This is a genomic window from Brachybacterium zhongshanense, from assembly GCF_055385755.1.
On sequence record NZ_AP043790.1, the window covers coordinates 1,241,884 to 1,255,625 of the forward strand.

The 13,742-nt window shown below is 73.2% G+C and carries 11 protein-coding genes and 1 pseudogene; 7 read left to right on the plus strand and 5 right to left on the minus strand.

Translation table 11 applies throughout. The annotated features are described in order from the left end of the window. Positions 1–13 precede the first annotated feature (13 nt). Positions 14–1,495 (minus strand): phytoene desaturase family protein, encoded by a 1,482-nt coding sequence (locus tag ACZ5AJ_RS05665; RefSeq protein ID WP_464137864.1) that lies wholly within the window; start codon positions 1,493–1,495, stop codon positions 14–16. 90 nt (positions 1,496–1,585) lie between these two features. Here ACZ5AJ_RS05665 and ACZ5AJ_RS05670 point away from each other — a divergent pair, with 90 nt between their 5' ends. From ACZ5AJ_RS05670 to ACZ5AJ_RS05695, 6 genes are all read left to right on the plus strand, one after another. After that, entirely contained in the window at positions 1,586–2,458 is an 873-nt protein-coding gene (locus ACZ5AJ_RS05670) for a siderophore-interacting protein (RefSeq protein ID WP_464137866.1), read from the plus strand. A 4-nt stretch (positions 2,459–2,462) separates the two neighbouring features. Beyond that, positions 2,463–3,113, plus strand: coding sequence for a DNA-3-methyladenine glycosylase I (locus ACZ5AJ_RS05675; protein WP_464137867.1), 651 nt, complete (start codon positions 2,463–2,465; stop codon positions 3,111–3,113). Between the two features lie 95 nt (positions 3,114–3,208). After that, positions 3,209–4,540, plus strand: coding sequence for an O-acetylhomoserine aminocarboxypropyltransferase/cysteine synthase family protein (locus tag ACZ5AJ_RS05680; protein ID WP_464137869.1), 1,332 nt, complete (start codon positions 3,209–3,211; stop codon positions 4,538–4,540). A gap of 45 nt (positions 4,541–4,585) precedes the next feature. Continuing rightward, the gene (locus tag ACZ5AJ_RS05685; protein ID WP_464137871.1) at positions 4,586–5,671 is read left to right on the plus strand and encodes an FAD-dependent oxidoreductase; all 1,086 of its coding nucleotides are present in this window, start codon (positions 4,586–4,588) and stop codon (positions 5,669–5,671) included. A gap of 10 nt (positions 5,672–5,681) precedes the next feature. Further along, positions 5,682–6,461, plus strand: coding sequence for a PIG-L deacetylase family protein (locus ACZ5AJ_RS05690; RefSeq protein ID WP_464137874.1), 780 nt, complete (start codon positions 5,682–5,684; stop codon positions 6,459–6,461). A gap of 103 nt (positions 6,462–6,564) precedes the next feature. Continuing rightward, on the plus strand, positions 6,565–8,076 hold the full coding sequence (locus tag ACZ5AJ_RS05695; RefSeq protein WP_464137876.1) for an MDR family MFS transporter: 1,512 nt from the start codon (positions 6,565–6,567) through the stop codon (positions 8,074–8,076). A gap of 28 nt (positions 8,077–8,104) precedes the next feature. Here ACZ5AJ_RS05695 and ACZ5AJ_RS05700 read toward each other — a convergent pair whose 3' ends face one another. The 4 genes and pseudogenes from ACZ5AJ_RS05700 to ACZ5AJ_RS05715 form a co-directional block, all read right to left on the minus strand. Next, a complete protein-coding gene (locus ACZ5AJ_RS05700; protein ID WP_464138795.1) occupies positions 8,105–8,269 on the minus strand; it encodes a hypothetical protein in 165 nt (54 codons plus the stop codon). 361 nt (positions 8,270–8,630) lie between these two features. Then, a pseudogene (locus ACZ5AJ_RS05705) lies at positions 8,631–9,059 on the minus strand (Fic family protein); the annotation flags it as partial. A gap of 384 nt (positions 9,060–9,443) precedes the next feature. After that, entirely contained in the window at positions 9,444–11,237 is a 1,794-nt protein-coding gene (gene metG, locus ACZ5AJ_RS05710; protein WP_464137879.1) for a methionine--tRNA ligase, read from the minus strand. A gap of 95 nt (positions 11,238–11,332) precedes the next feature. Next, complete coding sequence (locus ACZ5AJ_RS05715; RefSeq protein ID WP_464137881.1) at positions 11,333–12,196, minus strand: DUF899 family protein; 864 nt, start codon at positions 12,194–12,196, stop codon at positions 11,333–11,335. Here ACZ5AJ_RS05715 and ACZ5AJ_RS05720 point away from each other — a divergent pair. Beyond that, positions 12,173–13,741, plus strand: a complete 1,569-nt coding sequence (locus tag ACZ5AJ_RS05720; protein WP_464137884.1) for an ATP-binding cassette domain-containing protein — start codon at positions 12,173–12,175, stop codon at positions 13,739–13,741. The genes ACZ5AJ_RS05715 and ACZ5AJ_RS05720 overlap by 24 nt on opposite strands. The last annotated feature ends 1 nt before the right edge of the window (position 13,742 follow it).

The following is a 13,742-nucleotide window of genomic DNA, read 5'->3' on the forward strand; positions in this document are numbered from 1 at the left end:
GCGGCCCGCGGTCTCAGGGCAACGGCCCCGGGGACCACTGTGACATGTCATGCCCGAGCGCCCGCAGGGCCCGTCGAGCGGCGTGCAGTCCGCTCATGCCGTGCACGCCGGGGCCCGGCGGGGTCGCCGCCGAGCACAGGGACCAGCGGGTGTCGGCGTCCTCGAACAGGAGGTACGGGTCGGGGGCCGCCGTCGGCCGGGCGATCATGCGGGCCAGGCTGACCCGTCCGAGCGCGATGTCGCCCCCCACCAGGGACGGATTGTGCTCGGACAGGTCGCGGGCGCTCACGCCCCGTGCGGCGACCACCGTGTCCCGGAAGCCGGGGGCGAAGCGCTCGATCTGCGCGGTGACCGCCTCGACCGGGTCACCGGGATGGTCGCGCGGCACGTGCGCGTAGCTCCACAGGGGGCGCAGCCCTCCGGCGATGCGGGAGGGATCGGCGACCGAGGGGTCCGAGACCAGCACGACGGGACGGTCGGGCATGCGCCCCGCGGCGACCGCGGCCTCCGCCGCGGCCATCTGCGCGCGCGTGCCGCCCAGGTGCTGGGTCCCGGCGCGGCCGACGTCCGGATCGCGCCACGGCACGGGCTCGGAGAGCACGAAGTCGACCTTCGCGGCCCCTCCGCCCGGCGGGAAGCGTCGCAGCGCCCGCTCGCGCCGGCGGGGGAGCCGGGCGCCGAGGATGTCGGCGGCGGCGCGGGCCGGGACGTCCAGGAGGACCAGCCGCGCCGGGGGGACATCCCGCCAGGAGCGGACCCGGCGACCGGTGAGGATCCTCCCGCCGCGGGCGCGGAGCTCGGCGGCGAGGGCGTCGACGATCGCCTGCGAGCCGCCGACAGGTATCGGCCAGCCGCCCGCATGCGCGAGCGGAGCCAGCAGGAGGGAGGTCGCCGCGGTCCCGAGCGAGGGCAGAGGGCCGATCGCATGGGCGGCCACCCCGGTCAGCAGGGCCCGCGCGCGCTCCGTGGCCAGCGGCAGGTCCCAGGCCGGAGTGCCCAGAGCGGCCAGCGCGGTGCCGAACCGCCCCCCGGCGACGAGGCCCCCTGGGGTCCGCGCGGAGGCCGGCAGCGAGCGCTTGTCCGACAGCGCGATGTCGACGACGGCGTCCCGACGGGCGGCGAGCGGACCGAGGAGGCGCCTCCAGGCGGCGGCATCGCGGCCGAGCTCCTCGGCGGTGCGCTCGAGATCGTGCCAGGCGATCGCCGCACGATCGCCGTCCAGGGGCTGCGCGTACGACGCCTCGGGGACCCGCAGGTCCAGGCCGAGGTCCAGGGAGGTCAGGGCCGGGCTCGCGAGGGCGAGCGGATGCACGGCGGAGCAGATGTCGTGCACGACTCCGCTCGCGAGCCCCAGATCGAGGGTGCGCGAGCCCCCGCCGATGGTGCCCTCCGCCTCGAGCACGACGGTCTCGAGCCCCGCGCGGGCCAGCGTCGCCGCGGCGACCAGGCCGTTGGGCCCGCTCCCGACGACGACCGCGTCCAGTCCCGTGCGCATGGTCCGAGCCTAGACGCGACGGTCGCGCACCGGCGCTCTCACGAGCCGGTCATGGCTTTTCGAAACGGCTCGAGCGCGTAATGTGGAGGGATGGACTCTGCGACCCAGACCCCCCGGACCCCCGAGACTCCTGCCCGTCGTCGGCCGAACCGTCCTCAGGCCGTGCTGGAGGTCCTCGCCAAGACCCGCGTCTCCCCGAGCCTGCTGCGCATCCGCCTGGGCGGACAGGAGGGCTTCGCGGCGCTGAACCGCAACGAGCACGCGGACTCCTATGTCAAGCTGCTGATCGCCGATCCCGCCAGCGGCCTGCGTCCGCCCTACGACCTCGACGCCCTGCGCGAGAGCGCCCCCGAATCGCTGCCGGTGCGGCGCACCTACACGGTGCGCCGCTGGGATGACGCCGCCTCGGCCATCGAGATCGACGTCGTCCTGCACGGCGATGCGGACGGCGTCGGAGCGGGCGTCGCCTCCCGCTGGGCCGACGAGGCCCAGCCCGGCGATCTCATCGCCCTCATGGGGGCGGGCGGCGGCTACACCCCGTCGGCGGACTCGGCGCGCCATCTGCTGATCGGAGACCACTCCGCGCTGCCGGCGATCGCCGCCTCGCTCGAGCGGCTCGCCGCCGAGGACCCGTCAGCTGTCGGCCTCGCCCTCGTCCACCTCGACCACGACGAGGACGTCCTGGAGCTCGAGCGGCCCGAGGGCGTGGAGCTGCGGTACGTGATCGGAGAGCGCGAGCAGCTGGTCGAGGAGGTGCGCGCCCTGGACCTGTCCTCGCCCGCGTCCCTGGGCGTCTTCTGCCATGCCGAGCGCGGGCTGACCAAGCAGCTGCGCCGCGTGCTCGTGGCCGAGGCGGGCGTGCCGCGCGAGGCGATCTCCATCTCCGCCTACTGGGCGCTGGGCCGGATCGAGGACCAGTTCCAGGCCGAGAAGCGAGAGCCCATCGGCCAGATCGACGACTGAGGCCGTGGCGCTCGAGGACCCGGTGCCGACGGATCTCGTGGTCGGCCCGGACGGGCTCGCGCGGCCGGTCTGGGCATCGCGGCACGAGGATCTGCGGATCTATTACGACACCGAATGGGGCATGCCGGTGCGCGATGAGCGCGGCGTGTTCGAGCGCCTCGCGCTCGAGGGGTTCCAGTCGGGGCTGAGCTGGGCGACGATCCTGCGCCGTCGGGAGGGCTTCCGTCGCGCCTTCGCCGGGTTCGACGTCGAGGCCGTGGCCGCCTTCGACGAGGCGGACGTGGGGCGGCTGCTCGGCGACGAGGGGATCATCCGCCATCGGGGGAAGATCGAGGCGACTGTCTCCAACGCCCGTGCGGCCCTCGCGCTGCGCGGGCACGCGGGCGAAGGCTCGACCCTGGCCGATCTGGTCTGGGCCCATCGGCCGGAGCGCACTCCGAGGCCGCGCACGGCCACCGAGGTTCCGACGACGAGCCCGGAGTCGGTCGCGCTCGCGAAGGCGCTGAAGGCGCGGGGCTTCCGCTTCGTCGGGCCGACGACGATGTTCGCGCTCATGGAGGCGATCGGGATCGTCGACACCCATCTGCTGGGGTCCCACCGCCGAGGCAGCTCGGGCCTGTGGGCCGAGGACGGCGCACCCCTGCCACCCGTCTGACCTGCGTCGCGTCACAGGACGTCACACATCTCGCGCCGTGGGCGCCCCGCGTCGCAAGCTGGGGCGGAAGAAGAACACGGGCACGGGAGGACGACGTGAGCACTGCTGCGATCCATGCGGGCTGGGATGCCGCGTGCGGGGACCACGGGGCTGTCGCACCGCCCATCTACGCCACCAGCGCCTACGCGCATCCGGATCATGCCTCCCTGAAGGCGCTGTTCGCCCGGAAGGCGGAGGGCTACGCGTACTCCCGCTCGGGCAACCCCACTACGGCCGTGCTCGAGGAGCGCATCACGGCTCTCGAAGGGGGCATCGGCGCCATCGCTGTCGCGAGCGGCCAGGCGGCCGTCACGATCGCCCTGTGCGCCCTGCTGGAGCCCGGCACCCACGTGGTCGCCTCCGAGCGTCTGTACGGGGGGACCACCGAGTTCCTCGACGACACCCTCGCGGACCTCTCGGTGACCACCACCGTCGTGGATCCCTGGGACCTCGATGCCTGGCGCGAGGCCATCCGTCCCGATACCCGCGTCCTCCTGCTCGAGTCGATCGCCAACCCGGGCGCGGAGCTGGTCGACCTCGATGCGATCAGTGCGATCGCCCATGAGGCGGGCGCCGTCGTGGTCGTCGACTCCACCCTCGCGAGCCCCGCGCTGTACCGACCGGGCGAGCACGGCGCCGACGTCGTCGTGCACTCGGCCACCAAGTACCTCGCCGGCCACGGCACCACCATCGCCGGGCTGATCGTGGACACCGGTCGCTTCGATCCGCGCCGATGTCCCGAGCGCTGGAGCCGCATCACCGGCCCCAACAGGCGCTTCCACGTCACCTTCGCCGATGAGTACGAGCGCGGCGGCTCTGGCCTGCTGGCCTATGCCCGCGCCAAGTACATGACCGACTTCGGCGCCACCCTCCCCGCCGCGAGCGCCCAGCAGGTGCTCGTCGGCATCGAGACCCTCGAGCTGCGCATGGCCGCGATCAGCTCCCGCGCCTCCGCGCTCGCCGCCCGCCTCGCCGAGGCTCCCGGGGTGCTGCGTGTGAACCACCCCGACCGTCCTGGCCGACCGGACCACCACCTCGTCGCGCGGGACTTCCCGCGCGGCACCGCGGGCGTGTTCTCCATCGACCTCGAGGGCGGCGAGGCCGCCGCCGCGGCCTTCTGCGACGCCCTGTCCCTGTGGACCATCGCGGTGAACATCGGCGACGTGCGATCGCTGGTCTGCCATCCGGGGTCGACCACCCATTCCCATCTCACCGAGGAGCAGCGCGCGGCCTGCGGCGTGGTCCCGGGCACCGTGCGCCTCAGCGTCGGCCTCGAGGACCTCGAGGACCTGTGGCGAGATCTCGAGTGCGGTATCGCCGCCGTCGCCGCCCTCTCGCCCGTCGCCGAGAGCACGGCGGACCCGGAGAGCGCTCCCGCTGTGGTCTGAGCCTCCGTCCGGAACAGCACCGCTGCGCGGCGGGTTGTGATGGGCATGGAGATGCCGCGCGACCTCGACGTGCTCCTCGTGGGTTCAGGACAGGCCGGACTGTCGGCAGCGCATCATCTGCGCCGCCGCGGTGTCGGATCCTTCGCGGTGCTCGACGCCGAGGACGGTCCGGGCGGCGCCTGGCGGCACCGCTGGGACAGCCTGACCATGGCGACCGTGAAGGGCATCGCCGAGCTGCCCGGCATGCCGCCGATCAGCGCGACCGGGGACGACCCTGCGAACCGCGCGCTGCCCGAGCACTTCGCAGAGTTCGAGCGGCGCGAAGGGCTCGAGGTGGAGCGGCCCGTGTGCGTCCTCGAGGTGCGGGACGAGGCTCCCGGACGGAAGGACGGCCCGCTGCGGGTGCGCTCCGTCGACGCGGACGGTGCCGAGCGCGCACCGATCCGCACCCGCTTCCTGATCAGCGCCACCGGGACCTGGTCGCGACCCTTCGTGCCCGCGATCCCGGGGATCCGCGACTTCCGCGGGATCCAGCTGCGCACCGTCGACTACGTCGCCGCCGAGGATCTCGCCGGGATGCGCGTGGGGATCGTGGGCGGCGGGATCAGCGCCCTGGGGTTCCTGATGGAGCTCGCCGACGTCGCCGAGACCTTCTGGTACACCCGCCGTGAGGTCGAGATCCAGGATCGCCCCTTCACCCCGGAGGCGGGGCGGGAGGCGGTCGCGGGCGTCGCGGAGAGGGTCGCCCAGGGGCTCCCGGTGCGCAGCGTCGTCTCCGCGACGGGGCTGTCCTGGACGCCGGCGCTGCGCGAGGCCGAGCGGCGGGGGATCCTCGCCCGTCGGCCCCTGTTCGACCGCGTCGAGGCCGACGGCGTGGTCGAGGCCGACGGATCCCGCACCCCGCTGGACGCGATCGTCTGGGCGACCGGCTTCCGTCACGAGCTGAGGCATCTGCGGGCGCTGCGGCTGCACGGGCCCGAGGGAGGCATCCGCATGGACGGCACCGCCGTCGCCGCGGACCCCCGGATCCACCTGCTCGGATACGGGCCCAGCGCCTCCACCATCGGGGCCAACCGGGCCGGGCGGGCGGCGGTCGCCGCGATCCTGGAGCGCACGGCGGCGCGGGCCTAGGCTGAGGCGCATGGACGAGACCCAGCCCGCATCGCCGCCCCTGCCGCTTCCGCCGCTGCCCGACGCGGCCGTCGAGAGGGTGCTGTGCGTCGTCGCGCATCCCGACGACATGGAGTACGGGACCTCGGCCGCCGTCGCCGCCTGGACAGCGGCTGGCGTCGAGGTCACCTACCTGCTGATCACCCGCGGTGAGGCGGGCATGGCCGAGCCGCCGGAGGTCGTCGCCCCGCTGAGGGCGCGGGAGCAGGAGGCCGCCTGCCGCTGCGTCGGTGTGCGCGACCTGCGCGTGCTCGACCATCCCGACGGGATGCTCGAGCACGGGCTCGCGCTGCGCCGCGACATCTCCCGGGTGATCCGCCAGGTGCGGCCGGACCTCCTGCTGACGGCCAGCTTCGACCTCGAGGCCTACGGGACGTACAACCAGGCCGATCATCGCGCCGCCGGGCTCGCCGCGGTCGACGCCGCCCGCGATGCCGACAACCCGTGGGTCTTCCGCGAGCTCCTCGAGCAGGAGGGGCTCGAGCCCTGGCACACCCGCGGGCTGCTGATCGCCGGTGCCGCCGAGCCCACCCATGCGAAGGTCGTCGAGCGCGCCCACGTGGAGGCCGCCGTCGCCTCCCTCGAATCGCATGCCGCCTACCTCGAGCACGTGACCGGCCATCCGGTGCCGGGGGAGTTCATCCCCGAGGCGCTCGCAGACGGCGGGAGGGCCGCCGGGAGCGAGTTCGCGGTGCTCCTGCGGGTCGCCGACCTCGGGGGCCTGGAGGGGGCCGACGGGCGGAACGGATAATCCGCTCGCCCCGTCGGCAGGGGAGGGAATAAGGTCCTGGACGGCGTCGTTGACCGATCGGCCGATCCGGTCCGCCCTTCCCCGCTGTCCCCGCAGGAGACCCATGACCACCACCGACCTCCCGACGACCCGTCCGGCCGCGCCGGCACCCGAGATCGACCCGAGCGCGATGCGGGTGATCTGGCTGCTGCTGGTCGCCGCGTTCGTCGCGATCCTCAACGAGACCACGATGGGCATCGCGATCCCGCACCTGAACGTGGACCTCGGGATCCCGCCGGAGCTCGGGCAGTGGCTCACCAGCGCCTTCATGCTGACCATGGCCGTGGTCATCCCCACCACCGGCTTCCTGCTCCAGCGCTTCACCACCCGCCAGGTGTTCCTCGCCGCCTCCGCCTGCTTCACCGCGGGCACCACGACCTGCCTGCTCGCCCCGGGCTTCGTGGTGCTGCTGATCGGGCGCGTCGTGCAGGCCGGCGGCACCGGCGTGATGATGCCGCTGCTGATGACCACCATCATGACCGTCGTCCCCGCCCGCTCCCGCGGGCGCATGATGGGGCGCGTCGGCCTCGTGATCTCCCTCGCCCCCGCCATCGGTCCCACCATGGCGGGGCTCGTGCTCGACTCCCTGGGCTGGCGCTGGCTGTTCGGCATCGTGCTGCCGATCGCCGTGATCTCGCTCCTGCTGGGTGCGAAGTGGATGACCAACCTCGGGGAGACCACCGACGCCCCCGTCGACGTGCTCTCGATCATCCTGTCCGCGTTCGGCTTCGGCGGCGCGGTCTACGGGCTCAGCCTGTTCGGCTCCTCCGAGTCCGAGGGGGCGGCCGCGCTGATCCCGGGGACCTCGCCGCAGACCACCGGTGCCGTCGCGATCGCCGCCGGTCTGGTCATCCTGGTGCTGTTCGCACTGCGCCAGAGGTCCCTGCAGCGCCGCGACGACGCCCTGCTGGATCTGCGCGTCTTCTCCTCCCGCACCTTCGCCGTCGGCGTCGTGATCATGGCGGTGCTGGCCATGGCCATGTTCGGCACCCTCACGCTGCTGCCGCTGTACCTGCAGGACGTGGTCGGCCTCGAGGCGACGATGTCGGGCATCATCCTCATGCCCGGCTCGATCCTGATGGGTGTCCTCGGGCCCTTCATGGGGCGGGTCTACGACGCCCGCGGTCCGCGCATCCTGCTCGTGCCCGGGACGATCATGATCGCCGCCGCGCTGCTGTTCTACTCGACCGTCTCCCAGGACACGGCGTGGCCGCTGCTGATGGGTGTGCAGACCGTCATGTCCGTCGGCCTGGCGATGTCCTTCACCCCGCTGTTCTCCGCCTCGCTCGGGTCCCTGCGACCGGCTCTGTACTCGCACGGCTCGGCGGCGCTGAACACCCTGCAGCAGGTCGCCGGGGCCGCCGGTGTGGCCGTGCTGATCGGGCTGTACTCCTCCGTGCTGCACGCAGGGGAGGCCGAGGGGCTGGCGTCCCCTGCCGCCGGGGCTCCCGGCGCGCGGGCAGCCTTCCTGGTCGCCGCCTGCATCTCGCTGGTCCCGGTGGTCCTCGCCTGGTTCGTGCGCCAGCCCGAGGACGAGGGCGAGGCGGAGGGCGCTGCGGCGGTCGTCGGCCACTGATCGGCCGGGCCGGGGCGCCGCTCGAGACTCAGGGACGTCGGATCGCGGCGGCATAGTCGTCGAGCACCGCGAGGATCCCCGGATGCTGCCACACGCGGTTGCGGCGGGCGCCTGTGCGCTCCACGAGGACGCCGGCGCCCGCCAGCTGGCCTATCGCCCGCAGCGCCGAGGGACGGTGCGCATCCGAGCGCATCGGCGACGTAGGCCGTGTCCACGACCGGTTGCCCGATCAGCAGGGGCAGCAGCCGTCGCCCGCTCGCCTGCGGGCGCAGGCTCCCGAGCTGCTCCCGTGAGGCCTCGAGCTGATCCGAGAGGCGGTCGACGAGCTGGGCGCCCGTGACCGCGGCATAGCGCGCGGCGCGAGCGAACTGCTCGACCACCGGTCGGGCATCTCCCTCGCGGAAGGCGGTGAGGGAGGCCGTGTACGCGTCGATCTCGCGCAGCAGCCCCGCCGAGATGGGCGGCGTGAACGTGCGCAGCAGACCCTTGCCATGGAGCATGGCGTGCACCAGCGCCCTGCCGGTGCGCCCGTTGCCGTCCGTGAAGGGATGGATCGTCTCGAACTGCGCATGGGCGATCGCCGCATGGAGCAGAAGGGGCAGGTCCTCCCGCGAGACGAAGGTCATCAGGTCCGCCATGGCCGCAGGGACGTCGGAGGCTTCGGGCGCCACGTAGGCGGCGCCGACGGGAGAGGCCCCGCTGCGCCCGATCCGCACCAGCTCGCTCCGCAGCGAGCCCGCACCGTCGCCATGCACGACGTCCGTCGCGAGCAGCGCCCTGTGCATGTTCAGGACCGCGCCCAGATCCAGGCGCCCTGCGAGGTCGAGCGCCGCCTCCATGGCGCGCACGTTCGCGACGACCAGACGGGCGTTCGTGCTCGTGGACTCCTGCAGCTCGGCGAGGGCGAGCTGCCGGGCTCCGACGGTGAGGTCCTCGATCTGCGAGGAGGACGCTGACTCGGTGCGCAGGCGGATCGCCGACATCGGACCGAGAGCAGCAGGCGCAGACGCCGCAGGGGATGTGGACAGCCTCGCTGCGGCATCCCGATCCAGTGCCAGCAGGGCGGCTTCGCCGTCGGCGACGTCGGCGGCGAGGTCCGCCGGCAGGGACAGCTCCAGGTCGGCGATGCGCGCGGGGAGCGCCGCGGCATAGGTGCCCGTCGCGGCCGCGCGGGCGCGACGCGAGAGCAGACCGTCGTCGACGACGCTCCATGTGCCCGGACGCCGCGTCAGCGCCGGCACCGCGAGAGGAGCCGCCTCCGATGTCGAGATCGCATCCGACAATGACACCCCTCCTTGTTCGCACTTCTCATGAGAAGTGAAAACAAGGAGGGGGTCAGTGGCCAGATCCGGGTCGTGCCGGAGAGATCAGTCGCCGGGAGCGAGGCGCTCCAGCTCCTCGTCGACGATCTTCGGATCGAGCTTGGTGAAGATCGGGGATGGCTTGTCGACTTTCTGGCCGACGCCGACGTCCCGGTGCGCCCATGCCGGGACCGCCGTGTAGTCGCCGGTGATGATCGGGTAGCCGGGACCCCCGTCGAGGTCGTCGACTTCCCGCAACTGCGGCAGGGGAGCGATCTCCGCGTCACCGCCGAGCGCCCTCTCCACCGCGTTGGCCGAGAACGGCAGGAACGGCGCGAGCAGGGTGTTCAGATCGGTCACGGCCTGCGCGAGCACGTGCAGGATCGTGAGCAGGCGGGGGCGCTGCTCCTCGGACTTGAGCTTGAACGGCTCCGTGTCGGAGACGTAGCGGTTGGCCTCGCCGACCAGTCGCATCGCCTCGGCGATCGCCGCCCGCTGACGGTGCGCCTCGATGAGCTTCCCGACGGAGTCGAAGCCGCCCTCGATCTGCGCGAGCAGCGCGCGATCGACATCCTGGAGCTCTCCGGCGGCCGGGATCTCCCCGACGTTCTTGGCGATCATCGCGGCGGTGCGGTTGACCAGGTTGCCCCACCCGGCGACCAGCTCGTTGTTCGTGCGCGAGACGAACTCCGCCCAGGTGAAGTCCGCATCCTGGTTCTCGGGTCCCGCGGCGCAGATGAAGTAGCGCAGGGCATCCGGCTGGTAGCGGGAGAGCACGTCGCGCACGTAGATGACGATGCCCTTCGAGGAGGAGAACTTCTTGCCCTCCATCGTCAGGAACTCGCTGGAGACGACCTCGGTGGGGAGGTTCAAGTCGCCGAACGCCCCGGGCTCGCCGCCCTTGTCGCCCTCGCCGTTCTGCGCGAGCATCTCGGCGGGCCAGATCTGGGTGTGGAAGACGATGTTGTCCTTGCCCATGAAGTAGTAGGTCAGGGACTCGGGATCGTTCCACCACCGTCGCCACGCCTCGGGATCCCCGCTGCGGCGCGCCCATTCGATGGAGGCGGAGAGGTAGCCGATGACGGCGTCGAACCACACGTACAGCCGCTTCGTCGGCTGGTCCTCCCAGCCCGGCACCGGGATGCCCCAGTCGATGTCGCGCGTCATGGCGCGGGGCTTGATGTCCTTGAGGATGTTCTGGCTGAAGCGGATCACGTTGGGTCGCCACAGGCCGGTCGCCTCGCGCTCGTCGAGCCAGCGGGAGAGCTCCGCGGCCAGCGCCGGCAGGTCCAGGAACCAGTGCGTGGTCTCGATGAACTCCGGGGTCTCGCCGTTGATGCGGGAGACCGGATCGATGAGGTCCGTGGGATCGAGCTGGTTGCCGCAGGCGTCGCACTGGTCGCCGCGGGCGCCCGGCGTGCCGCAGATAGGGCACGTGCCCTCGATGTAGCGGTCCGGGAGGGTGCGGCCGGTCGACGGGGAGATCGCGCCCGAGGTGGTCTGCTCGATCATGTAGCCGTTGTCTCGCACCGCGACGAACATGTCCTGCACCACCTGGTAGTGGTTGCGGGTGGTGGTGCGCGTGAACAGGTCGTAGGAGAGGCCCAGGGCGACCAGGTCCTCGACGATGACGCGGTTGTTGCGGTCGGCGAGCTCGCGGGCGGTCACACCCTCCTTGTCGGCCTCCACCAGGATCGGGGTGCCGTGCTCGTCCGTGCCGGAGACCATGAGCACGTCGTGTCCGGCCATGCGCATGTAGCGCGAGAAGACGTCGGAGGGGACGCCGAAGCCGGCGACATGACCGATGTGGCGGGGACCATTGGCGTACGGCCAGGCGACCGCGGACAGGACTGTGCTCATGGGATCCGATTCTAGGGGAGGCGCGGCGCGGCGCGGTGCGCCCGGCCCAGCGGGTGCGGCACCGGAAGGCAGCCGCAGGATGCCCCGCACCGGTATCAGGGATGCTCGCCGCGGCGCCCGAGGGTGGTCCGGGCGGTCGCGCGGGGGCGGGTCCACTGCGCCGCCGGGCGGCTCGTCGGCCCCCAGGCCGGCCTCCCGTCGACGTCGGCGCGCCAGAACCAGCAGGGGTCGTGACCCGCCGAGCGCCCCTCGGGCATGTCCTGCCAGGCCTCCCGGCGTCCGCAGGCGGTGAGGTCCAGCAGGGCGAGGGTCGGATCGGAGATCTCCGTGCCGCGCCCGGTGATCGCATAGGTGAGGAACACGCGCTCGCCCGCCCGCAGGCAGGTCTGCAGGTAACCCATCTCACCGCCGATCGGCGCCGGGGCGTCTCGGACCGAGAACCAGGGCTCGGTGCAGCTCATGAAGGCCACGAACGGCTCCACCTCCTCCCACGGACCGGTGGTCAGGATCGCGAAGGAGACCCCGGCGGCACGCAGGTAGGCGGCGTCGTGGAGATGCCAGGCGGTCATGGTGCAGCCCTCGCACTGGCGCTGGTGCGGGGCCCCGTCCCACCACATGTGATGGTAGACCAGCAGCTCGTTGCGCCCCGCGAACAGCTCGCGGAAGGGGACCGGGCCGTCGGCCCCGAGCCGAGCACACGCCAGCGGCCGCCGGAAGCCCCTGCACGGGCTCGGAGAAATCGCGTGACATCGCCACCCCGCGAACCTACCGTGGGCCCCATGACGACCTGCTTCCTCGGCGCCTCCGCCGTCGCGCGCCCCCGCGCCCGCCGCTGACGGCGGCGCCCCTCCACCACCCCGCGCTGCCGTCCGGACCTCCACCGGAAGGCGCTCCGCCGTGCCCGGTGACACCCACCACCGGAAGGCACCCGAACCATGTCCCAGCGGACCACCTCCCATCTGCGCGCCCGCGGGCTGCAGCTCTCGCGCGGCGGACGCATCCTCCTGACCGGCATCGATCTCACCCTCGTCCCCGCCACGGTGCTCGCCGTGGTCGGAGAGAACGGACGCGGCAAGACCACCCTCCTCGAGGCGCTGGCCGGCACGCTCGAGCCCGACGCCGGGACGGTGGAGCGCCACGGCTCCACCGGCGTGGTGCGCCAGGAGCTCGCCACCGGGGACGACCACGACCGGCGGACCGTCGGCGACCTGCTCGATGAGCTGCTGGCACGGCCCCTCGCGGCGCTGCGCGAGCACGACGCCGCCGCCGACGCCCTCGTCGACGGCAGTGCCGGGAGCGCCCGACGCTACGACGCGGCACTCGCGCGGGTGAACGCCCTGGACGCCTGGGACGCTCCGCGACGGCTCGAGGTCGCGCTCGAGGAGGTCGGGGCCGTCTCCGACCGCGGCCGCGAGCTGGCCACCCTCTCTGTGGGGCAGCGGTACCGGGTGCGTCTGGCCGGCGTGATCGCAGCCCGCGACGAGATCCTGCTGCTCGACGAGCCCACCAACCATCTCGACGCGCGCGGTCTCGCGCACCTCACGCGGGCGCTGCGCGAGCATCCCGGAGCGGTGGCCCTGGTCTCCCACGACCGGGCGCTGCTGGAGGACGTCGCCACCTCCGTGCTCGATCTCGACCCCACCGAGGACGGTCGCCCGCTGCTGGTCGGCGGCGGACTCGACGTCTGGGAGCAGGTCCGGCGCCGCGCCCGCAGGGCCTGGGAGGAGGCCTACCGCGCCCAGCAGGAGGAGCATCGGCGACTCCACGAGGGCGCCGAGGCGGCCCGCGCTCGGCTGTCGACCGGCTGGCGCCCGGACAAGGGCACCGGCAAGCACCAGCGGCAGTCCCGTGCCCCGAGCACCGTCCGAGCGCTGAACGACCGTCTCGCCCGCATCGAGGGGCACCGCCTGGACGTGCCGCCGCCCCCTCCGCGGCTGCCGCTGCCGGACTCCGCAACCCGGCCCGGGACGCCGCTCCTGCGCGCCGACGGGGTGCGTGTGGACGGCGGCGGCGCGGACGGATCCGGGGCCCCGTCAGCCCCGCCCCGCCTCGTCGGGACCACGCTGCGCCTCGAGGGCGGGGATCGGCTGCTGGTCGTCGGACCCAACGGCGCCGGCAAGACCACGCTGCTGCGGGTGCTCGCGGGCGACCTCCGACCGAGCGCCGGGAGCGTGCGGGTGCTCGGGGGCGCTCGCCTCGCCCTCCTCGCCCAGGAGGACGCCCAGGAGGACCCGAGCGCCGGCAGTCCGGGGGAGCGCAGGCGGCGGGCGCTGACCCGCCTCTTCGCTGACCGGCCCGATGTGCTCCTCCTGGATGAGCCGACCAACCACCTCGGCATCAGCGGAGTCGACGACCTGCTGGATGCGCTCGACCGCACTCCGTCGGCCGTGGTGGTCGCCACCCACGACCGCACCGTGCTGCGCCGCCTCGCGCACTGGCCGCGCCTCGAGCTCGGCGCCGTGACCGCGGATGCGGACGGGAGGCCGGGAGTCGATACGCTGTGAC

Excerpts from the sequence above, each read along its gene's own strand:
- ACZ5AJ_RS05665 (WP_464137864.1), bottom strand. The coding sequence starts at position 1,495 with ATGCGCACGGGACTGGACGCGGTCGTCGTCGGGAGCGGGCCCAACGGC.
- ACZ5AJ_RS05670 (WP_464137866.1), top strand. The coding sequence starts at position 1,586 with ATGGACTCTGCGACCCAGACCCCCCGGACCCCCGAGACTCCTGCCCGT.
- ACZ5AJ_RS05685 (WP_464137871.1), top strand. The coding sequence starts at position 4,586 with ATGGAGATGCCGCGCGACCTCGACGTGCTCCTCGTGGGTTCAGGACAG.
- ACZ5AJ_RS05690 (WP_464137874.1), top strand. The coding sequence starts at position 5,682 with ATGGACGAGACCCAGCCCGCATCGCCGCCCCTGCCGCTTCCGCCGCTG.
- ACZ5AJ_RS05695 (WP_464137876.1), top strand. The coding sequence starts at position 6,565 with ATGACCACCACCGACCTCCCGACGACCCGTCCGGCCGCGCCGGCACCC.
- ACZ5AJ_RS05700 (WP_464138795.1), bottom strand. The coding sequence starts at position 8,269 with ATGCGCTCGGATGCGCACCGTCCCTCGGCGCTGCGGGCGATAGGCCAG.
- metG (WP_464137879.1), bottom strand. The coding sequence starts at position 11,237 with ATGAGCACAGTCCTGTCCGCGGTCGCCTGGCCGTACGCCAATGGTCCC.
- ACZ5AJ_RS05720 (WP_464137884.1), top strand. The coding sequence starts at position 12,173 with ATGTCCCAGCGGACCACCTCCCATCTGCGCGCCCGCGGGCTGCAGCTC.
- ACZ5AJ_RS05715 (WP_464137881.1), bottom strand. The coding sequence starts at position 12,196 with ATGGGAGGTGGTCCGCTGGGACATGGTTCGGGTGCCTTCCGGTGGTGG.